The following is a 20134-nucleotide window of genomic DNA, read 5'->3' as shown; positions in this document are numbered from 1 at the left end:
CGCTTTTGCCGTAAGACAAAAGCGTTTTTATTTAGTTTAGTTTATTGTACTGTCTGACGGAGTTTCACAATATTTGCAGCTCCGCGTTTGATAATAATACGTGTACCTCTGTCAAATGTAAAGTAGCGGTAGAACCAGTTACTGAACACAACGAGTTTATTACGGAAGCCCAGTAAGCTCATAAGGTGCACTATCATCCATACCATCCATGCGAAATAGCCACTCAGTTTCATTCCTGCAAACTCAGCGACCGCGTGGTTACGGCCGATAGTAGCCATACTACCCAGGTCATTGTATTTAAATGGCTTCAGGTTCAGTGTGCTGGCGGCTTTTCTCATTTTTAAAATATTCCCTGCCAGGTTAGCTCCCTGTTGTATGGCAACCTGTGCTACCATTGGGTATCCTTTAGGGAACTTAGGATCGTTCACCATTTGTGCAATGTCTCCGATGGCGAAGATGTTGTTGTGGCCCTGTACCTGGTTAAACTCATTCACCTGTATGCGGCCGTTGGGCAGAACGATGTTGGAAGAGATACCTGTTACCGGAACGCCTTTCACACCTGCAGCCCAGAGCAGGGACTGACTGATCAGTTTTTCGCCGTTGCTGAGCAGGAGTGTTCTGCCATCATATTCTTTCACTACAGTGTTGCACAATACGGTAACTCCCAGTTTCTCCAGGCTTTCCAGTGATCTTTGGGAAGAGTTTTCGCTCATACCGTTCAATATCCTTGGGCTACCTTCAATGAGATAGATCTTCATGAGATCTACCGGTAGTTCCGGATAATCTTTCGGCATGATATATTTACGCAGTTCTGCAAAGGCGCCTGCCAGTTCAACGCCGGTGGGCCCACCACCTACCATGATGAAGGTCAGTTTAGCCCTGATCTGTTCTTCGTCATTCAGGAGCAGGCTTTCTTCAAACTGTTTTATAACATAATTACGGATCTGTACGGCTTCTATCAGGGACTTCATGCCAATAGCATGTTCTTCTATCACTTTATTACCGAAGAAGTTGGTGGTGCTGCCGGTGGCCAGTACCAGGTAGTCGTACTTTAATTCCCCGATACCTGTTTCCAGTATATTTTCATTGGGACGTACACCGGTTACTTCAGCCATTCGGAAGATGAAGTTTTTCTGATGTTTGAATATACCGCGGAGGGGAAATGCGATGCTGTCTGTTTCGAGGCCGGCGGTAGATACCTGGTACAGCAGGGGTTGAAAAAGGTGATAGTTGTTCCTGTCCAGCATTACTACCTGTACCGGTGCATTTTTAAGTTTTTTAGCGAGATTGATACCGCCAAAACCGCCACCTACAATAACTACACGGGGGAGCCCCGACTCCGGAATGTTCGGTTGAATCATAAAACATTCATTTAGATCAAATAAATAAAATCAGAGAAAAGTCTTCAAACGCCGGAGTTTATAATTGCGTATCAAAGTTACAATACTTTCAGAAAAAAATGAAAGTTTATTGTAAAAAAGTACTGCATCAGTTTAATTTCTTTTTGATGTACGACTTGAAAATGGATTTTTGAGAGAGGGTTGTTTGTGCCGTGTGCGGCTGAAAATTTTTAATGATGTGGCAAAAAAAATCCCCCGATACATGGCAGTACCGGGGGAATATACCATCTAAAAGTATGAACTACATTTTTTTCGCATCTTCCAGGAATTTAGCCAGGCCGATGTCAGTCAGCGGGTGTTTCAGCAGGCCCAGGATGGAATCCAGTGGGCAGGTGCAAACGTCTGCGCCGGCTTCAGCACATTTGATGATGTGCAGTGGAGTACGGATGGAAGCAGCGAGGATCTCAGTTTTGAAGCCCTGTACGCTGTATATCTGTGCAATCTGAGCAATCAGTTCAACACCATCCCAACCGCTATCGTCGATACGGCCGATGAATGGGGAAACGAAAGAAGCACCGGCTTTAGCTGCCAGGATAGCCTGACCTGCAGAGAATACCAGTGTACAGTTTGTTTTGATACCGTTGTCAGTAAACCATTTCAGAGCTTTTACACCGTCCTTGATCATAGGAACTTTCACTACGATGTTTGGGTGGATGGCAGCCAGTTTTTTACCTTCTTCGATAATGCTGTTGAATTCGGTAGAAAGTACTTCCGCGCTGATTGGTCCGTCTACCAGTTCACAGATTGCTTCGTAATGTTTCAGGATGTTAGCTTCACCTTTGATGCCTTCTTTAGCCATCAGAGAAGGGTTGGTAGTAACACCGTCGAGTACGCCCAGGTCGTTTGCTTCTTTTATCTGTGCGAGATTTGCTGTATCTATAAAGAATTTCATTGTGAAATGATTTAGTCTGTTTAATAAATTTATGCCGTTGCAATAGTACGCAACAAATATTTTATAATCAACTGTCGTTGTGTGAAAGATCTTAGTTCATTGTTGATGAACCTGTATACCGGATACGTGAAATAAACAGCTGGAGGGTATTGTGCAGAGTGTCAGGTCATATTATTTGAGTAGTTTAGGAAAATAGTACACTGACTATCCCTTATGATGATGACCTGGAATAAAAGGAAAAAAAAAACGGCAAGTTACTTACATCGCACCGCTACAACCGCCTACCCTTGCTACATTCCTGTCCTGGGGGAGTTCAGCAGGAGCTGGTCGTATAAGACTTGCCGGTTGCAAAGGTAAACTAATTGTAATAAAAAACAAATATTAATTGAGGTGTGGGGCAATTTGAGTTGCCTGGAGAGGGAAAAATATACAAAAATGAATCTTACAGTGATCAATTAATCACTATTTGCTGTTATAGAGAAGAAGGATAAGCGAAAAAAATAATAGTATCAAAATTTTGATATATAAAACATTATTTTTATTTTGTATGTATTAACATTTAACCTAAACCTCAAGTACAATGCAAAATTATGAAAGTACCGGCGCTGAAGCAGCAATGGCCGGCGTATTCCTTACATTTATGCTGTTTTTCTGGGCTATCTGTCTGATAATTATCGTTGCTATGTGGAGGATCTTTACAAAAGCCGGACAGCCAGGCTGGGCCAGTATTGTACCGATCTATTCAGCTGTAGTACTGATGAGAATTATCGGGAAACCGGATTGGCATTTCCTTCTTTACCTTATTCCATTTTATAACATTTATATTGCCATCGTGCATACTAACCTGCTTAGCAAGAGCTTTGGTAAAGGAGAAGGATTCACTGTCGGGCTTATTTTCCTGGGGATAATATTTTATCCTATCCTGGCCTTTGGAGATAGTGTTTATCTTGGGCCAGGTGGTGCAGGCGGAGCACACCTGGATAACAAAATAGATAGCATCGGTACTCCCGCTGTCTGATAAATTTTCATCTTTGCCATAATATGCTGCCGGCTCTGATGGGCCGGCAGTTCTTTTTGATCTTAAATTTTATGTCAACTCAATTCTCTTTCGAAAAAGAAGACCTGTTACAGGATCTGTCAGACCTGCAGGAGCTCCGGCCTGCAAATATGGAAAGACGTTTCGCCAACCTGGTAATAGATCAGGTAGCTGCCGTCGTGTGTGGTTTCCTGGTCTTTATCATTGCTGCTTTTGTATTCGGTATTTTCCTGGGGCTGGGTGTGTCTGACGATGCAGAAAGTGCATTTATCAGTGTTGCCATGATTCTGATGTTTCCAGGAGCAATGCTGTATTATATAGTAGCGGAAGCAATGTTTAAAGGGCAGACCCTGGGAAAGCTCATTACAGGCACCAGGGCTGTCAGGCTGGACGGTAGCCCGGTCACCTGGAAAGATGCCCTGTTCAGAACATTGTGCAGAATAGTGCCGTTTGAGGTGTTCTCGGGTTTTGATACTGTCACCTGGCATGATAAATGGACCGGCACCCGGGTAGTACGGAAGTAATTACCTTGTGGTATAGTAGTTATAATCGTTGATCACAGTTTCGAGAAACTCTTCCGGCAGCATTTCTGTCTGGATCTCCAGCACATCTCTGACCCTGTAGGCAACGCGGGCTGTCAGTTCTGAATTGTTGGAACGGATGGCCTGGTCCATCAGTTCTTTGATCTTATTCATATCTCTGTCAGACAACTTAAGTATCTGTGGAAAACGGGGCTGATAGTCCATTGCAGACATGTCACGGAAAATAGTGTCCTGAATGCTGGCTTTGGTCCGCGTATTCACCACAATTGTACCTGCTACAATATCTCCGAGGCGTTGATCATAAGGAGAGCGCAGCATGGCAATGATAGGTATAAGCGCGTTGATGAAAAGGTAAGGGGTTTCAATTACCCGGAACAGCCACCTGATCAGATGCTGGCTGAGACTGGGTTTCCCTCCATGCATATTCCTGATCTTAATACCCAATGCCAGCTTGCCGGGTGTTTGCCCGTTCATTAGTATTTCCAGTACAAGGAAATAGCACATAAAAGGAATACCTCCTACCAATGTATAAACTATCAGGTAATTATCTCCTCTTATACCCAGATTGCTCAGGGTGTAGGCTATTGCCCAGACATATACAAACTTGATCACATGATCTATCACCCAGGCCAGGAATCGCTTTCCCATATTGGCCGTTTCAAATTCCAGGTCTATATTGAAAGATGTTGGTATTTTTATATTAGCCATGTACGAATTTACTAATTTATGTATATGTTTGTAAGGTCTGTCAGGGGGAATTTTGACAATGTCACAGTTTGAATTTTTAGTATATTCTGACAAGAAAGTACTGCTATGAACCATGTAGATGGTTTACCGGCTAATTTATAACCCATGCGTGAGTCAACCTTCATTAAAAAGAACCTTCCCCGCTGGAAGAAATACCAGGAAGAGCCAACTGCTGATCCTGACGAGATGGCGGAACGTTTTACCAGCTTACTGGATGATCTTGCTTATGCCAAGACCTTCTACAGCTTCAGCAAGGTAACCAGTTATATCAATGGCCTGGCTGCAGGCATTTATCATCATATTTACGGTAATCGCAAGGACAGGGACGGCAGGTTTTTAAACTTTTTCAGATTTGAGCTCCCGTTATTATTCCGCCGTTATCACCGCTTATTCCTCTTCACCTTTTTATATTTTTTCTCTTTCTGTGTTCTTGCTGCATTCTCTGCGGCACATGATGAAACTTTTGTAAGAGGTGTAATGGGGGATGAATATATAAGCATGACAGAACGGAACATTAGCAGGGGAGATCCTTTTAATGTATACAAACAGGACAACCCGTTGTGGATGTTCATCTGGATAGCCAAGAATAATATCCAGGTGGCGTTGCTTTGTTTTGTCAGCGGTATCACACTGATAGGCAATCTGTATGTGCTGATGAAGAACGGAGTGATGCTGGGTGCCTTCCAGTATTATTTTTTCTCAAAGGGATTGGGTCTGAAATCGGTGCTTGTTATCTGGATACACGGTACACTGGAAATATCTGCCATTGTAATTTCAGGCGCCGCGGGCCTGGTAATGGTGAGCGGCCTGCTCTTCCCTGGTACGCGTAAACGGCTGGATGCAATGAAAGCATCAGCCCGCGATGGTGTAAAGATCGTGATATCCCTGGTGCCTATATTCATTGTGGCGGCTTTCCTGGAGGGATTTGTAACCAGGTATACAGAAATGCCTATGTGGACCAGCATCAGCATACTATTGGTGTCACTGTTGTTTATAATAGGGTACTTTATAGTATATCCCATATGGCTGCATCGCAAAGGATATAGTCTGGACCATGAAAGAAAAGTTATAAAGACAGTAAAATGAGGAAAGCGAGCTTTTATTATATACTGTTGTTGCTTCTGTGCAGCTCCTTCCTGTTAAAGGCACAAGCCCCGACAGATACTGTCTATGCTGAGGAGGCAGAAGAAGAGTATACAGATGAGGATACAGTGGCCCCCGTACACTATCTCTGGGACCAGGAGCTGGCTATTGACGCAGATACCATGAGCGATTATTATTCCGGAAGACTGATCCTGCGTAAAGTGCCTGGTAAAGTGATGGATGAGATGCGTGCCGACAAAGCGATGAAGTATAAACTGAGCAGGAAAAAAGAGACGGAGCGTTCAGACCTGACCTGGCTGGAAAATATCTATCTGGCATTCCTGCAGCTTTTCGGCATATTTCACCGGTTGATACTGGCACTACTTATAGGAGGTTTAATAACAGCCACGTATACTTATCTGAAACGCAACGGTTACATCTCTACAAAAAAAGAAGCAGCAACCGGTACAGATATAAAACTTACTGACGAAGACCTGGAAATAACTGTATATGAACAGCAGATAACAGATGCCATTGCACAGGGTAAATACCGGCTGGCAGTACGTTTGCTCTATCTGCAAACATTACGTTTGCTGTCAGACAAACAGATCATTACCTACAGCCGGGAAAAGACAAATGCAGCATACCTGAGAAGTATGATCTCTACGCCGTGGTACAAGGCATTTGCCGGTCTGACACTGGACTATGAATATATATGGTACGGGGAAAGGCCCGTAAGCAGTGAACAGTTCAAGACTGTGCATAACCAGTTCAGTCAATTTATGAACGAATTAGGATATACCAGGTGAAATCAAAAACAATAATCATACTATTCAGTGTACTGGGATTGGTGGTGATCCTGCTGCTGGTGCTGTCTTCCCGGACACAGTCTGAAGATAAGCAGGAAGATATTGATCTTACCCAACAAAGCTTTTCCTATAAGGACAAGAAGCCGGGCGGCTGCTATGTTGCATACCAGGCGTTGCCGCATATCTTTACCTATTATGCTGTCAAACCGCATATTGTTACCAAATCCTTCACACGTACTTATTCGAAAGACGACGTATTATCTTCCGCTGGTGGCAATCTGTATATCCTTGTTACAGATAAATTATACACTTCGAAAGAAGATGTACAACATATGCTGACCTATGTTACGGACGGGAATGAGCTCTTCATTGCTGCCAATGAACCGGACAGCTTATTGCTGGAGCGCCTGGGGCTGAAGCTGGCAGTCCGTACTTCCTGGCCATTGGTGGACAGCTCTGTTCAGCATTTTGTGAATCCTAACCTGGCGCCGGATACAGTGTACTCAAGGATAGGCATTTTTGCCGGCAGGTACTTTTCAGGTATGGATACGTCCAGGACCGTTATACTGGGTACTAATGCCAATCATCAACCTAACTTTATAAAGATACATCATGGTAAAGGGGATATATTTTTATCTCTGAACCCTTCTGCTCTTACCAACTATTTCCTGCTTCATAGAAATAATATCATGTCTATGGAAAGGCAACTGGGATATACGAGCTATTATGCAGAGAATGTGTATTGGGATGAATATTACAAATACCTGCGTTCCCGCGATTCAAGCGATTTCAGTGAATGGGAGGTGTTGATGCGCTTTCCTGCCATGCGTTGGGCTTTATGGCTGATAGTAGTGTTACTGCTCATCTATGTGTTGTTTGAAAGTAAACGCAGGCAGCGTATCATCCCTGAAAAGCCATTGCTTACCAACAATTCCCTTGAATTTGTGGAAGCAATGGGCCAGTTGTATTATCAGCAGCATGACAATGCCAACCTGGCTAGAAAGATCATACAGCAGTGGATGGAGTTTATACGTAGCCGTTATTACCTGGGCACACACCAGATAGACGATAATTTTGCGGATGCGCTTTCGCGGAAAGCTGTAATGCCTTTACAGCATGTGAAAGACATCCTGCAGGAAGTTGAAATGATACAGAGAGCAGATAGGGTGAGTGATGATTCTTTGAAACGATTTTATAAAAATATACAGGCCTTTTATTTAAACTCGAAATAATGGAGGAACTAACATTTCAGCCCCGTACCGATTTTACTACCCTGCATGAATCGGTGACAGCTATCCGGGCACAGATAGGAAAAGTAATTATTGGTCAGCATGAAATGGTTGACCTGCTGATAACCGGTTTGCTGACACAGGGGCATGTGCTGATAGAAGGGGTGCCGGGAGTGGCAAAAACGCTGACCGCTAAATTGCTGTCGCGTTGCATAGATGCTGACTTTTCCCGTCTGCAGTTCACGCCGGACATTATGCCGGCAGATGTGGTTGGTACATCTGTTTTCAACCCGGAAAAAAGAGAGTTTGAATATAAACGCGGACCTGTATTCAGTAATCTTGTACTGATTGATGAGATTAACCGTGCACCGGCAAAAACGCAATCTGCCCTCTTTGAGGTGATGGAAGAGCGGCAGGTAACCAACGATGGTATTACACATCCTCTGCCTTCTCCATTCATGGTGGTTGCCACGCAGAACCCGATTGAGCAGGAAGGGACCTATCGCTTGCCAGAAGCGCAGCTGGACCGTTTCCTGTTTAAGATAGAAGTAAAGTATCCTGTGCTGGCAGAGGAAGTAAGTATGCTGCAGGCGATGCATCAGCATAGCAATATTGCAGATATGACCCGGGTGATAGATAAAGTGGTAACAGCTACCCAGATCATGGAATACCAGGCGCTGGTGCGGAAGGTACATATCGAAGATAAGCTGCTGCATTACATTGCAGCCCTGATACAGGAAACCCGTAACAATGCTTCGCTGTTCCTGGGTGCATCTCCGCGTGCTTCTCTGGCAGTAATGAACTGTGCAAAAGCAACGGCAGCTATTAATAACAGGGATTTTGTAACTCCTGACGATATTGTAAGCATGGTGCCGCATGTATTGCGACACCGTATTATGCTGACGCCCGAACGTGAGATGGAAGGCATTTCCACAGATGAAGTAATAGGTCAGATCGTTAAGGCCGTGAATGTACCAAGATAATAACAGTGCTGTATGAAGAGATCATTCTATCAGGCTTTATTTTTCACTACACGTTTTTATGTAGCGCTGGGAAGCATAGCGATCTTTTTTGTTGTAACCTACTTCTTCCCGGCATTATATATCGTTGCGCAGGCTGGTATTGCCGTGCTGGTCTTCCTGTTGTTGCTGGACCTCTTCCTGTTGTTTGCTGCAGGGAAGCAGCCTTTTACGGCAGGGCGCACTATGGCGGGAAGATTCAGTAATGGGGATGATAATGATATCCTGTTAAAGCTGGTAAATAACTACCGTTTCCCTGTTTCTGTGAAGGTGCTGGAAGAGTTGCCAATGCAGTTCCAGATGAGAGATTTTGTGTTGAAGGAGGCCCTGAAGCCGGGAGAAAAGAAAGAGCTGCATTATAGTTTACGTCCGGTAGAAAGGGGAGAGTATGCTTTCGGTAATACCAATACTTTTGTGAGAAGTCCGCTGGGGTTATGCCAGCGGCGTGTTACAGCAGATAACAGTGCTACCGTAAAAGTATATCCTTCATTCTTCCAGCTGCGTAACTATGAGCTGTATTCTTTCAATGGCAAATTGCAGGAGCTGGGCGTGCACAGGAAGCGTATGATAGGGCAGAGTATGGAGTTTGATCATATCAAGGAATACGTTCGCGGAGATGATGTGCGCAGGCTTAACTGGAAGGCTACGGCCCGCAGGGGGAATTTCATGGTGAATAATTATGTGGAAGAGCGTTCGCAGCAGGTATATTGTGTAATTGATAAGGGCAGAGCTATGAAGATGCCTTTTGAAGGACTTACCCTGCTGGATTACGCTATCAACGCTACGCTTGTTTTCAGCAATATAGCCCTTCAAAAAGGGGATAAGACAGGGCTGGTTACACTGGCTGCGCAGCAGGTGGATATTCTTCCGTCTACCAGTAAGAAAACGCAGATGAACGTGATCCTGGAAAAGCTGTATGCGCAGGAAACACAATGGGAGGAGAGTGATTACGAAAAGCTGAGCGTTACGATACGCAGTGTGTTTTCACAACGGTCGTTACTTATCCTGTTCACGAATTTTGAATCAATGACGGCTTTGCAGCGGCAGCTGCCATATCTTCGCCGGCTTTCCAAGTATCATCTTTTGCTGGTAGTGTTCTTTGAGAACACAGAGTTGAAGAAGATAACGAAAGAAGAAGCACATACTATGGAAGATATATATCGCCAGGTTATAGCGCAGAAATTTTCTTATGAGAAAAAGCAGATGGTAATGGAGCTTTCCAAATATGGAATCCTGTCTTTGCTCACCCCACCTCAGCAGTTAACCCTTAATGTCGTAAATAAGTACCTGGAGCTAAAGGCCCGTTCACTGATCTGATAATTGTTTTACGGGTATGGTGCTGGTTACAGACATGGCAGCATCATGCTTGTTGGTGGCTGTGACGGTAATGAAACGGGTTTCTTTATCATTGCTGTTCAGCAGGAGGTCCTGTCCCAGCAGTTTTCCTTTGTCTGTTTCAAACTTTACAGAGGCAGTATCCAGCGGGTAGATCTTTCCGCTGCTAAAAGTGCCTTCTACATTCAGGTAGAAGCGGATACCTCTTTTCAGGCTGTCGGCATAGTGGTTGAAGCGTATATGTTCCAGGTGGGGAAGTGTCAGCGTGGTGGTAAGAGGTTTCTCTGTATCCGGCATGGTGATGGTAAGTTCAATCTTATAATGTTGCTGAGCAAGCTGTTGCCTGTTGATGGTCAGGTATCCGTTTTGCAGTATACCATTGGAAGTGGTTATTTTCAACCGGTTCCAGCGGTAGTTCCCGCCCAGGTAGCCTTCAGTTTTTCTTACCTGTCCGTTCTGATAGGTCAGTTGCAGGCCGATGGGCATGCGGTCATATAATTCAGCTACGGCATCGTTGTCATAACTGGCGGTAACGGAGGTGACGGTATTATCCTGAGCTATGGCGCCCAGAGTATACAATATCAGCAGAGCTGTTAATAATCCTTTCAATTGTTATTTTTACCGGAAAGCTGAAAAAATCATTCCATATTTTAATTTTTTTATCTGAAATGAAAACCACCAATTATTATAACACTTTTATTGAAGTATCGGAAGATTGTCCGGCCGGTACTGCGGAGATTCCTCCGGTAAGGGGGGAGAGCCGGTCTGCGGCCAATATCCAGTTTGATATGATGAGTCGTCATCCTTACAGATTTACATCAGATGATGTGATTTTCCAGGTATTTGCCACTAAAAATAATGTGGGAAAATCTGCCTGGGAGGAGTTTTTTTCAAAGGGGCAGGCTTGTCTGAGGGCATCTCCCCTGGTAAAAAGGTATGGTTGGGGAGTGCACTGTGATGCTGAGGGGAAAGTGGCGATATATGGTATAGGATCGGCGGAATATGAGCAGTATCTGAAAAGTAAGGAACTGGCACATGTTAAGGGGATGAGGTCTAAAAGGGTCTAGATTATAAAGAGGGTTGGTTAATACGGAAGGGGGCTAATGTTTCATCAAGTTCCTGTATTAATCTTTTCACGATGGTTTCTATGCTGCTGATATCTTCCACCATTTCAACGCTTTGTCCGGCAGACCATAACTGCTGGTAATTTCCTGGTTTTACTGCCTGTTCCAGTTTTTTCATTCCTCTTAGCTGTATCAGCATTTTGAAATATTTGCGGGTACTGGCATTTTTATTCAGTTGTTTTTCCAGCCAGTTCTGTTTGTAACCGATCTTTTTTGCAGCAGGGGTATTGATGACGTTGCAGGGGGTACCGGAGAGCCGTTCGGTCAGGACAATATCTTCCATTCCGTAATCCAGTATGGCTTTTTTGTATTCGTTGCTTACGGTAGCTTCTTCGCTTGCTATGAAGCGGGTGCCTATGGATGCTCCGTGAGCGCCTAATACCAGGGCGCTGGCCAGTTGTTTTCCTGTGGCGATGCCGCCTGCTGCTACCAGTATTTTATCGGGATATGCTTTCTGGAGGGCCGGAACCAGGATGTGCATGGGGTAGGGGCCTGCATGTCCGCCGGCGCCGGCGCAAACTGCAATGAATCCGTCGCAACCCGCCTGGGCTGCTTTTTCGGCATGCTGAAGATTGGTGACGTCACAAAGTACTCTTGCGCCGTAGCTGTGGGCGGCGGCAATGACTTCTTTTGGGCTGCCCAGGGAAGTAATATATAATGGTACTTTGGCAGTTACGCAATCCTGCAGGTGTTTATGGTAAAGCGGGTTGGTTTTTTGTACGATGAGGTTCACACCATAGGTGCCCAGTCCTGGCGGTAGCTGTGATCTGTGTTCATTTAGGTGGTCCAGTACGGCTTTCAGTTCTCCTTCTTTACGGTAGTTGAGGGAGGGGAATGTACCGGCGATGCCGTTTTCCATTGCGGCCTTTACCATTTTCTCGTTGCTGACAAGGAACATGGGGGCCATAATGACCGGGTAGCGGATAGCCAGGGCTGAGGTTAAGTGCATAAGTGGATCTTTTAGCTATGATCTGACTGCCAGCTGCCGGGCCACATATTTTCCCAGGATATCGAATTCCAGGTTGATGGTATGGCCGGGTTGAACTGCAGATATGTTAGTGTGTTCGTAAGTATATGGAATAACGGCAATAGAAAATTCTGTATCTGTTACATTATATATGGTGAGGCTGATGCCGTTGAGGCAGATGGAGCCTTTTTCCACGATAAGGTCAGCGAACCGGGCCGGGTAGCGGAAGCGGAATTCCCAACTGCCGTTTTGCGGGGTGACGGAAACGCATTCTCCTGTGCTGTCTACATGGCCCTGTACCAGGTGGCCGTCTATGCGGCCGTTGAAGAGCATGGCTCTTTCCAGGTTCACTTTCTGGCCGGGTGTGAGCAGGCCTATATTGCTTTTCTGGAGGGTTTCGGCTACGGCTACGATGTCGTAAGTATTGTCCTGGATGCGGGTAACGGTCAGGCAGACGCCATTGTGGGATACGCTCTGATCTACTTTTAATTCCGGCGCGAGAGAGGAGTTGATGGTAATGACCATATTGGTGCCTTCCCTGCGGGTGCTGATAACTTCTCCTAATGATTCTATTATTCCTGTAAACATGGGGCTAATTTAGGTAATTTGGGGTAACTATCCTTTTGGTATACCTGAAACGTACCTGGAATATACCAGGAACGTGCTTTCTTCCATGCTTTTGATGTGGAGATGATATGGACTTGATCGCTACCGGAAAAGAGGCAATGAATGCATTTTGTTTATTTAAAACAATGTATTATCTTTGCCTTCCTGAAAAAAAGGAGTATTAATTATGTTGATCATCGATTCTAAAGATTGCGAAAACATTGACAAGGCGCTCAAAAAATACAAAAAGAAATTTGAGAAAGCCCGTATCCTGCTGCAACTCAGGTCACGTCAATCTTTCACAAAACCATCTGTAAAGCGTCGTACCGAAGTGCTGAAAGCTGTTTACAAGCAGCAGCTGGCTAGTGGTAAATTAGGCGATTAATCCAGTCGGGTTGAATACCCACGCAAGATATGTGATGATTGTAAGGTTTTATATAACTTTACAATCATCAATTTTTTTGTGTTGAGCGAAGTAATACATCCGGTAGCAACCCGTTTCCTTGCATATATCCAGCTAGAAAAGCGTTATTCTGCGCATACATTTGCTGCGTATCAGCAGGACCTTACCCAATTTTTTACTTTTATACAATCCCAATATGGCGATCTGCCTCTTCCGGGCATATCGCATTCTCATGTCCGTACCTGGCTGGCCTGGTTAATGGAGCAGGGGATAGTGGCCAAGAGTGTTAACCGCAAGATATCTACTCTTAAATCATTCTTCAAATACGCATTACGGCAGGGGGAGATGTCTCAGACCCCGATGACGAAGGTGACTGCGCCTAAGATAGGCAAGCGGCTGCCCGGGTTTATTGATGAAAAGGGGATGCAGGCTGTGGAGGATAACCGCAGTATGCGGAGGGGGCAGGAGGATGCTCCTATTTTTACGGCAGATCTGCAGGGGATGACCCACAGGCTCATTTTTGAATTGCTGTACCATACGGGGATCAGGGTATCTGAGCTTGTATCGTTGCAGGGGAGGCATGTAGATATGAGCAATCTGACCATTAAGGTGCTGGGGAAGGGGAATAAGGAGCGGATCATTCCTGTGAGCAGTGGGTTGAGGGAGCAGATCCGGGAATATATGGCGGCGTGCAGGAGGGAGCTGGCGGAGTATGGGGGGGAGGTGCTACTGGTGAATCCGCGGACGGGGAAGAAGTTATACCGGGAATATGTCTATAATGTGGTGAAGGGGTATCTCACTCATCATCAGATCACTACTATCAGTAAAAAGAGCCCGCATGTGCTGCGGCATACGTTCGCGACCCATCTTACCAACAATGGAGCTGATCTTAATGCTGTCAAGGAATTGCTTGGGCATGCCAGTCTTGCATCTACACAGGTGTATACACATAATAGTATAGAAAAGCTCAGGGAAGCTTACCGGAAGGCACATCCTAAAGGTGAGTAGAACATGATCATTGTCATAGGTTTTGTGGTTGCTGGTGGCATGTTTATGACACTTGTCTGTTTTAACAAAATATTACTAAATGGTTATCAAAAAGAGTCGAAAAGTGATTAAATTAGTAATGAGTTCTTTGTATTACATCTTGCATTAGTCGATATCCAAAACCATTAAAATTAATGAAAGCCTATGGACGTAATGTTACGAGCATGTACAAGATTGTTAAAAACTAAAAATTAGTACTATGAACGTTCAAATTCAAACCGTACACTTTGATGCAGACTCCAAACTGATAGATCATGTGAGCAAAAAGATCCAGAAATTGAACACGTTTTATGACAGGATTATTAGCGTTGAGGTTTTTTTGAAGTTAGATGGAATAGCCCATCAGGTTAAAGATAAAATTGCCGAGATTAAAGTCCACATTCCCCGCCAAGACCTATTCGTGAAGCACGAATCCAAATCCTTCGAAGAGTCTTTTGACCTTGCCTTTGACTCAGTCGTTACCCAGATCAAACGACAGAAAGAGAAGAAATTTCAGTAAAATCTTAAAAATATTTTGGAATTAAATATCTGTTTACTACCTTTGCCATCCCGATCGAAAAAAGGGATCGGCAAAGGTAGTAAAGTTCTTTACTGTAGGGCATTTAAGCCAAATGAAACAAGTGTAAAAATTTGTATCCGGGCGCTGAAAAAAAGATTTTGAGAATAAATAAAATCCTCTATTTTTGCACCCTCTTTAACGGATACCTTTTAATAAATACTTGGTATGCCAGCATAGCTCAGTTGGCCAGAGCTACTGATTTGTAATCAGTGGGTCGGGGGTTCGAATCCCTCTGCTGGCTCCGGAAAAATTCCGAAGCAAAAAAGAAGTCCGGACGGACAAAGTTTTGAAGAAGGAGTTTTAGGATTGGGCAGGTTCCAGAGTGGCCAAATGGGGCGGACTGTAAATCCGCTGTTTCGACTTCATAGGTTCGAATCCTATCCTGCCCACACAGTGCAAATGTTCCGCTTTTGCTCCCCGCAATGGCGGAACTTCTCTGTTAAAGGGAGATTTCTTTTAATTGAGAGGCATAAGTTCTTTGGTTATTTAAGTTTAAATGCGGGAGTAGCTCAGTTGGTAGAGCGACAGCCTTCCAAGCTGTAGGTCGCGGGTTCGAACCTCGTCTCCCGCTCATAGTAATATCAGTTCGAAATTTGTCTGGATATTACATGGGATGAAAGTTCTTTAATAAGATTTTCAATGCTGTTGTAGCTCAGGGGTAGAGCACTTCCTTGGTAAGGAAGAGGTCGTGAGTTCAATTCTCATCAACAGCTCAACGGATTTCCAAACGTCCGGGATCCGGATTTCGTTGTAGCTCAGTGGAAGAGCGTTCCCGGTTAGCTCCGGGAGAGGACATGGGTTCAATTCTCATCAGCGGTACAAGTTTGTAAAACCGTTTTTTTAAAACAACTATCAATACAATCTTTACAAACCATCTAAAAAAAATACAATGGCAAAAGAAACCTTTAAGCGGGATAAACCCCACGTAAACATTGGTACCATCGGCCACGTTGACCACGGTAAAACTACCTTAACTGCTGCCATTACTACAATTTTGGCAAACAAGGGTCTGGCTGAGAAGAAAGGCTATGATGAGATCGATGCGGCTCCTGAAGAAAAAGAAAGAGGTATTACCATCAATACAGCGCACGTTGAGTACCAGACAGCTAACCGCCACTACGCGCACGTTGACTGCCCTGGTCACGCTGACTATGTGAAAAACATGATCACTGGTGCTGCTCAGATGGATGGTGCTATCCTGGTGGTTGCCGCTACAGATGGTCCGATGCCGCAAACTAAAGAACACATCCTCCTGGCTCGTCAGGTAGGCGTTCCCCGTATCGTTGTGTTCATGAACAAAGTTGACCTGGTTGATGATCCTGAGCTGCTGGAACTGGTTGAACTGGAAATCCGCGAACTGCTGAGCAAATATAACTACGATGGTGATAACACACCAATCATCAAGGGTTCTGCAACCGGCGCTCTGGCTGGTGAAGACAAATGGGTTGCTGCTGTTGAAGAACTGATGGCTGCTGTAGATGAATTCATTCCTCTGCCTCCTCGTCCGGTTGATCTGCCGTTCCTGATGTCTGTAGAAGACGTATTCTCTATCACTGGTCGTGGTACTGTTGCTACCGGTCGTATTGAGCGTGGTAAGATCAAAGTTGGTGAAGCTGTTGAAATCGTAGGTCTGATCGAAAAACCGCTGACTTCTACCTGTACAGGTGTTGAAATGTTCAAAAAACTGCTCGACGAAGGTGAAGCTGGTGACAATGCTGGTCTGCTGCTGCGTGGTATTGAGAAAGCTCAGATCCGCCGTGGTATGGTTATCACTAAGCCAGGTACTATCACTCCGCACACTGAATTCAAATGCGAAGTTTACGTACTGAGCAAAGAAGAAGGTGGCCGTCACACTCCGTTCTTCCAGAAATACCGTCCTCAGTTCTACTTCCGTACAACTGACGTTACTGGTGAAGTGGAATTACCGGCAGGTGTTGAAATGGTTATGCCAGGTGATAACATCTCCCTGACAGTTAAACTGATCGCTCCGATCGCTATGGAAAAAGGTCTGAAATTCGCTATCCGCGAAGGTGGCCGTACCGTAGGCGCTGGTCAGGTTACTGAGATTATCAAATAATCGCTTTATCTAATAAAGGCCATTAGCGATTAGCTGATTACCCGCCGTGAATAAATTTAATTTTTGTAAATTTGTTTACCAGGTAGTGAAAAGTTCAAAGCTAATGGTCTTTCATACGGGCATAGTTCAATGGTAGAATAGAGGTCTCCAAAACCTTTGATATGGGTTCGAATCCTATTGCCCGTGCTACAAATGGTGAAAAGTTTACCTTTTCACCTTTCATGTTTTCAAACGGTTAATCTTACATACCATATGAATAAGGTTAGAAATTACTTCCGGGAGTCCTATCACGAGCTGGTGCATAAAGTATCCTGGCCTACCTGGCAAGAGCTGCAGTCTTCTACTATGATTGTTTTAATCGCCACTGTTGTTATTACGGCACTCGTATGGGGCATGGACGCTCTTTCTCATCTTGTGTTAACACAGTACTATAAAATGTTCTAATAATGATGGATGCATCCAACAATAACCCTGCAGAAGAAACAAACATTCCCACCCAGGATACCAAATGGTATGTACTGCGCGTAGTGAGTGGTAAAGAAAAGAAGGTAAAGGAATACCTGGATATTGAGGTACGCCGCTCTGATTGGGGCAACGTGATCACCCAGATATTTTTACCAGTGGAGAAAGTATATAAAGTTCAGGCAGGTAAAAAAGTGATGCGCGAAAAGAACTTTTATCCGGGTTACGTGATGATCGAGGCGATAGATGGTAAAATGACCGATGAGGTGATCCAGTCTATCCGCAATGTATCAGGCGTTATTCACTTCCTGGGTAAAGATAAACCCATTGCGCTGCGCAAGGCAGAAGTAAATAAGATGTTAGGTAAAGTTGATGAAATGTCTGATAACGGACTGACCATGAGCGAGCCTTTCATTGTAGGGGAAACCATCAAGATCATAGACGGGCCTTTCAACGACTTCAACGGTATCATCGAAGAGGTGATAGAAGACAAGAAGAAGCTGAAAGTGACGGTAAAGATCTTTGGTCGTGCCACTCCTGTAGAACTGAATTTTATGCAGGTAGAAAAGATCAGCTAACTATTTCAGGAAAGTTTATATAAAAACCGTCCGCCTAAAAGGGGGACGGTTTTTTATTTTAAGCTGACACATCAGTATTTTGAGGGTTATCACATTTTACGTGTGAATTTGATCTCCATGGTTTTGAATTCTTTGCCTTCATGGTCCATGTACATCTGCATGGTGTGATGGTTATCGTCTACGATGGTAAAGATCTCTTTCATTTTCATGTCTTTACCGGTGGTGGGATCTACTGAGTTACCGTTGAAGGTGATGGATTTGGTTGCTTCATCCCAGGTTCCTTCCATATTCATGATACCGGTTCCCATGTTATCTATCCAGCTGCTCTGGAATATTTTTTTCGCATTGTCATAGGCTAAAAGGCCGTGTCCTTCAAAGGGCATTCCCATCATGGTACTTTTGTGGACGGATTCCTGGTAGCGGCCGCCCAGGATCATCCTGTTAACGGTGGAGCCTGTGGCTGTGGTTGGAGCGGCGTTGGGGTCCATCCACATGGTCATATCGAAAGACCATTCCCCGTCACATTGTGCTATTTTCTGATGAATTTCGCCCGGGGTCATATAGTTCATCCAGGCTTTTTCCTGCTCAGACTGGGCTTTGGCGGGATTTTGGAGTAGTAGCATGCCAATAGTGGCTGAGAGTAACAATAGACGTTTCATAAATGGTGGAGTTTTATGTAATGATAACGTTTCAGGAAATAGAAGGTTGAAGGGGAGAGGACAGTTTAAAATTTTTTAACAGGTTATCCGGCATGGAAATTTCATTAAATTAAATTAGATTTGTCCAACCCTGTGCCGATGAGTTAACCCAACCGATAAGATAAAATAGTTTTGCAATAGAATTGTAAAATTTCTCCCCTGACATCAAAAAGAATGCCCAAAAGCAAATTCTTTTTGAGAGTTAATATATTATTATATACCTTTGCATCCCCTTTAAAAGGTAAATTTTCTCCTTTTAGTTTTGGGAGTCCTGACCGCTGGTGGGGACGTTTTAACCAAATTAAACTTTATAACATGGCAAAAGAGATCGCTACGTACGTGAAATTGCAGGTGAAAGGCGGCCAGGCCAATCCTGCACCTCCTATTGGTCCCGCCCTGGGTTCCAAAGGTGTGAACATCATGGAGTTCTGCAAGCAGTTCAATGCCCGTACCCAGGATAAAATGGGTAAAGTATTGCCTGTGTTGCTGACCGTTTACACTGACAAGTCTTTTGATTTCGTAATTAAGACGCCTCCTGCTGCTGTTCAGTTGCTGGAAGCTGCCAAATTGCAGAGTGGTTCCAAAGAGCCTAACCGTAACAAGGTTGGTAAGGTTACCTGGGCACAGGTTGAAGCTATAGCTACAGACAAGATGGCTGACCTGAACTGCTTCACCAAAGAAAGCGCCATGAAAATGGTAGCTGGTACTGCCCGTTCTATGGGTATTACTGTAGATGGTAACGCTCCCTGGGGCAATTAATTGTGTCACCCTGTTGAACGCAGGTTAACTTTTTAAAACATTTTGCAATGGCAACTAAGAAAAGAAAAGCAGCCGATACAAAGGTGGACAAGAACAAGGTATACAGCCTGAAAGAAGCTTCCGCTCTTGTAAAAGATATTAACTGCACTAAATTTGACAGCTCTGTCGATTTACATATCCGTCTGGGCGTAGATCCCAAGAAAGCAGACCAGGCTATCCGTGGTTCCGTAACGCTTCCCCACGGTACTGGTAAAACTAAACGCGTACTGGTTCTTTGCACTCCTGATAAGGAAGCTGCAGCAAAAGAAGCAGGAGCAGATCATGTTGGTCTGGACGAATTTATCCAGAAGATCGAAGGTGGATGGACTGATATTGATGTGATCGTAGCTACTCCGGCTGTGATGCCTAAAATAGGTAAGCTGGGTAAGATCCTCGGTCCCCGTAACCTGATGCCAAACCCTAAAACAGGTACTGTTACCAATGATGTGGCAGCCGCTGTTAACGAGGTTAAAGGTGGTAAGATCACTTTCAAGGTAGATAAAGCTGGTATTATCCACGCTTCTATTGGCCGTATCTCTTTTGCACCTGAGAAGATCGAACAGAACTCACAGGAGCTGATCAATGCGATCATCAAGCTGAAACCAGCTACTGCAAAAGGTACTTACCTGAAAGGACTGTCTATGGCCAGCACAATGAGCCCTAGCCTGACAGTAGATACAAAATCTGTTCAAAACTAATGATTAGCCACCCGGCAGATCAACA

The 20134-nt window shown here is 44.5% G+C and carries 23 protein-coding genes, 5 tRNA genes and 1 other RNA gene; 21 read left to right on the top strand and 8 right to left on the bottom strand.

Going from position 1 to position 20134, the window contains the following annotated elements:
• Positions 1–41 precede the first annotated feature (41 nt).
• The 3 genes from GO493_RS21865 to ffs all read right to left on the bottom strand — a co-directional run bounded on the left by GO493_RS21865 (position 42) and on the right by ffs (position 2636).
• Complete coding sequence (locus GO493_RS21865) at positions 42–1361, bottom strand: NAD(P)/FAD-dependent oxidoreductase (RefSeq protein WP_157308366.1); 1320 nt, start codon at positions 1359–1361, stop codon at positions 42–44.
• Positions 1362–1641: 280 nt separating this feature from the next.
• On the bottom strand, positions 1642–2292 hold the full coding sequence (fsa, locus tag GO493_RS21860) for a fructose-6-phosphate aldolase (protein ID WP_157308365.1): 651 nt from the start codon (positions 2290–2292) through the stop codon (positions 1642–1644).
• A 244-nt stretch (positions 2293–2536) separates the two neighbouring features.
• An RNA gene (ffs, locus tag GO493_RS21855) (signal recognition particle sRNA small type) lies at positions 2537–2636 on the bottom strand.
• 236 nt (positions 2637–2872) lie between these two features.
• Between ffs and GO493_RS21850 the strand changes: the two genes are divergently transcribed.
• Together GO493_RS21850 and GO493_RS21845 are read left to right on the top strand one after the other, a co-directional pair.
• Positions 2873–3310 (top strand): DUF5684 domain-containing protein, encoded by a 438-nt coding sequence (locus GO493_RS21850; RefSeq protein ID WP_157308364.1) that lies wholly within the window; start codon positions 2873–2875, stop codon positions 3308–3310.
• Between the two features lie 71 nt (positions 3311–3381).
• Positions 3382–3852, top strand: coding sequence for an RDD family protein (locus GO493_RS21845; protein ID WP_157308363.1), 471 nt, complete (start codon positions 3382–3384; stop codon positions 3850–3852).
• Here GO493_RS21845 and GO493_RS21840 read toward each other — a convergent pair whose 3' ends face one another.
• On the bottom strand, positions 3853–4578 hold the full coding sequence (locus GO493_RS21840) for an RDD family protein (protein WP_157308362.1): 726 nt from the start codon (positions 4576–4578) through the stop codon (positions 3853–3855). It lies immediately after the preceding gene.
• Between the two features lie 144 nt (positions 4579–4722).
• Between GO493_RS21840 and GO493_RS21835 the strand changes: the two genes are divergently transcribed.
• From GO493_RS21835 to GO493_RS21815, 5 genes are read left to right on the top strand one after another with little or no spacing between them, the layout of a single operon-like run.
• On the top strand, positions 4723–5703 hold the full coding sequence (locus tag GO493_RS21835; protein WP_157308361.1) for a stage II sporulation protein M: 981 nt from the start codon (positions 4723–4725) through the stop codon (positions 5701–5703).
• Complete coding sequence (locus tag GO493_RS21830) at positions 5700–6509, top strand: DUF4129 domain-containing protein (RefSeq protein WP_157308360.1); 810 nt, start codon at positions 5700–5702, stop codon at positions 6507–6509. Before GO493_RS21835 ends, GO493_RS21830 begins: the two co-directional genes overlap by 4 nt.
• The gene (locus GO493_RS21825; RefSeq protein WP_157308359.1) at positions 6506–7741 is read left to right on the top strand and encodes a DUF4350 domain-containing protein; all 1236 of its coding nucleotides are present in this window, start codon (positions 6506–6508) and stop codon (positions 7739–7741) included. Before GO493_RS21830 ends, GO493_RS21825 begins: the two co-directional genes overlap by 4 nt.
• The gene (locus GO493_RS21820) at positions 7741–8721 is read left to right on the top strand and encodes an AAA family ATPase (RefSeq protein WP_157308358.1); all 981 of its coding nucleotides are present in this window, start codon (positions 7741–7743) and stop codon (positions 8719–8721) included. The genes GO493_RS21825 and GO493_RS21820 overlap by 1 nt, the downstream gene beginning before the upstream one ends.
• Positions 8722–8733: 12 nt before the next feature.
• Positions 8734–10074: a DUF58 domain-containing protein gene (locus tag GO493_RS21815; protein ID WP_157308357.1), complete on the top strand. Its 1341-nt coding sequence runs from the start codon at positions 8734–8736 to the stop codon at positions 10072–10074.
• On the opposite strand, the gene GO493_RS21810 is transcribed toward GO493_RS21815, so the two are convergent.
• Positions 10063–10701: a hypothetical protein gene (locus tag GO493_RS21810; RefSeq protein ID WP_157308356.1), complete on the bottom strand. Its 639-nt coding sequence runs from the start codon at positions 10699–10701 to the stop codon at positions 10063–10065. The genes GO493_RS21815 and GO493_RS21810 overlap by 12 nt on opposite strands.
• A 59-nt stretch (positions 10702–10760) precedes the next feature.
• Between GO493_RS21810 and GO493_RS21805 the strand changes: the two genes are divergently transcribed.
• Positions 10761–11159: a DUF6157 family protein gene (locus tag GO493_RS21805; protein ID WP_157308355.1), complete on the top strand. Its 399-nt coding sequence runs from the start codon at positions 10761–10763 to the stop codon at positions 11157–11159.
• Position 11160: 1 nt separating this feature from the next.
• On the opposite strand, the gene GO493_RS21800 is transcribed toward GO493_RS21805, so the two are convergent.
• Together GO493_RS21800 and GO493_RS21795 are read right to left on the bottom strand one after the other, a co-directional pair.
• Positions 11161–12165: an NAD(P)H-dependent flavin oxidoreductase gene (locus tag GO493_RS21800; RefSeq protein ID WP_157308354.1), complete on the bottom strand. Its 1005-nt coding sequence runs from the start codon at positions 12163–12165 to the stop codon at positions 11161–11163.
• A gap of 15 nt (positions 12166–12180) precedes the next feature.
• On the bottom strand, positions 12181–12771 hold the full coding sequence (locus GO493_RS21795; RefSeq protein ID WP_157308353.1) for a riboflavin synthase: 591 nt from the start codon (positions 12769–12771) through the stop codon (positions 12181–12183).
• Between the two features lie 205 nt (positions 12772–12976).
• On the opposite strand from GO493_RS21795, the gene rpsU reads away from it, so the two are divergent.
• The 11 genes from rpsU (at position 12977) to nusG (ending at position 17915) form a co-directional block, all read left to right on the top strand.
• Complete coding sequence (gene rpsU, locus GO493_RS21790; protein ID WP_157308352.1) at positions 12977–13174, top strand: 30S ribosomal protein S21; 198 nt, start codon at positions 12977–12979, stop codon at positions 13172–13174.
• An 81-nt stretch (positions 13175–13255) separates the two neighbouring features.
• A complete protein-coding gene (locus GO493_RS21785) occupies positions 13256–14200 on the top strand; it encodes a tyrosine-type recombinase/integrase (RefSeq protein WP_157308351.1) in 945 nt (314 codons plus the stop codon).
• A gap of 238 nt (positions 14201–14438) precedes the next feature.
• Positions 14439–14738, top strand: a complete 300-nt coding sequence (locus tag GO493_RS21780; protein WP_157308350.1) for an HPF/RaiA family ribosome-associated protein — start codon at positions 14439–14441, stop codon at positions 14736–14738.
• A gap of 227 nt (positions 14739–14965) precedes the next feature.
• Positions 14966–15039, top strand: a tRNA-Thr gene (locus GO493_RS21775).
• Between the two features lie 67 nt (positions 15040–15106).
• Positions 15107–15187: transfer RNA gene (locus GO493_RS21770), tRNA-Tyr, on the top strand.
• A gap of 109 nt (positions 15188–15296) precedes the next feature.
• Positions 15297–15369 (top strand) — tRNA-Gly (locus tag GO493_RS21765).
• Positions 15370–15439: 70 nt separating this feature from the next.
• Positions 15440–15511, top strand: a tRNA-Thr gene (locus tag GO493_RS21760).
• Between the two features lie 176 nt (positions 15512–15687).
• The gene (gene tuf, locus GO493_RS21755; protein WP_157308349.1) at positions 15688–16875 is read left to right on the top strand and encodes an elongation factor Tu; all 1188 of its coding nucleotides are present in this window, start codon (positions 15688–15690) and stop codon (positions 16873–16875) included.
• Positions 16876–16990: 115 nt separating this feature from the next.
• Positions 16991–17061 (top strand) — tRNA-Trp (locus GO493_RS21750).
• Positions 17062–17127: 66 nt separating this feature from the next.
• Complete coding sequence (gene secE / locus GO493_RS21745; RefSeq protein ID WP_157308348.1) at positions 17128–17319, top strand: preprotein translocase subunit SecE; 192 nt, start codon at positions 17128–17130, stop codon at positions 17317–17319.
• Positions 17320–17321: 2 nt separating this feature from the next.
• Complete coding sequence (nusG, locus tag GO493_RS21740) at positions 17322–17915, top strand: transcription termination/antitermination protein NusG (RefSeq protein ID WP_110054791.1); 594 nt, start codon at positions 17322–17324, stop codon at positions 17913–17915.
• Between the two features lie 89 nt (positions 17916–18004).
• On the opposite strand, the gene GO493_RS21735 is transcribed toward nusG, so the two are convergent.
• Complete coding sequence (locus tag GO493_RS21735; protein ID WP_157308347.1) at positions 18005–18574, bottom strand: DUF1579 domain-containing protein; 570 nt, start codon at positions 18572–18574, stop codon at positions 18005–18007.
• A gap of 354 nt (positions 18575–18928) precedes the next feature.
• On the opposite strand from GO493_RS21735, the gene rplK reads away from it, so the two are divergent.
• Complete coding sequence (gene rplK, locus GO493_RS21730) at positions 18929–19372, top strand: 50S ribosomal protein L11 (RefSeq protein WP_157308346.1); 444 nt, start codon at positions 18929–18931, stop codon at positions 19370–19372.
• Positions 19373–19419: 47 nt separating this feature from the next.
• The gene (gene rplA / locus GO493_RS21725) at positions 19420–20109 is read left to right on the top strand and encodes a 50S ribosomal protein L1 (protein WP_157308345.1); all 690 of its coding nucleotides are present in this window, start codon (positions 19420–19422) and stop codon (positions 20107–20109) included.
• Positions 20110–20134 lie beyond the last annotated feature (25 nt).

This window comes from Chitinophaga tropicalis, from assembly GCF_009758205.1.
In the GTDB taxonomy this organism is placed as follows: Bacteria; Bacteroidota; Bacteroidia; order Chitinophagales; family Chitinophagaceae; genus Chitinophaga; species Chitinophaga tropicalis.
The sequence above is the reverse complement of the archived record's forward strand: the minus strand, read 5'-3'. Positions and strand labels throughout refer to the sequence as shown.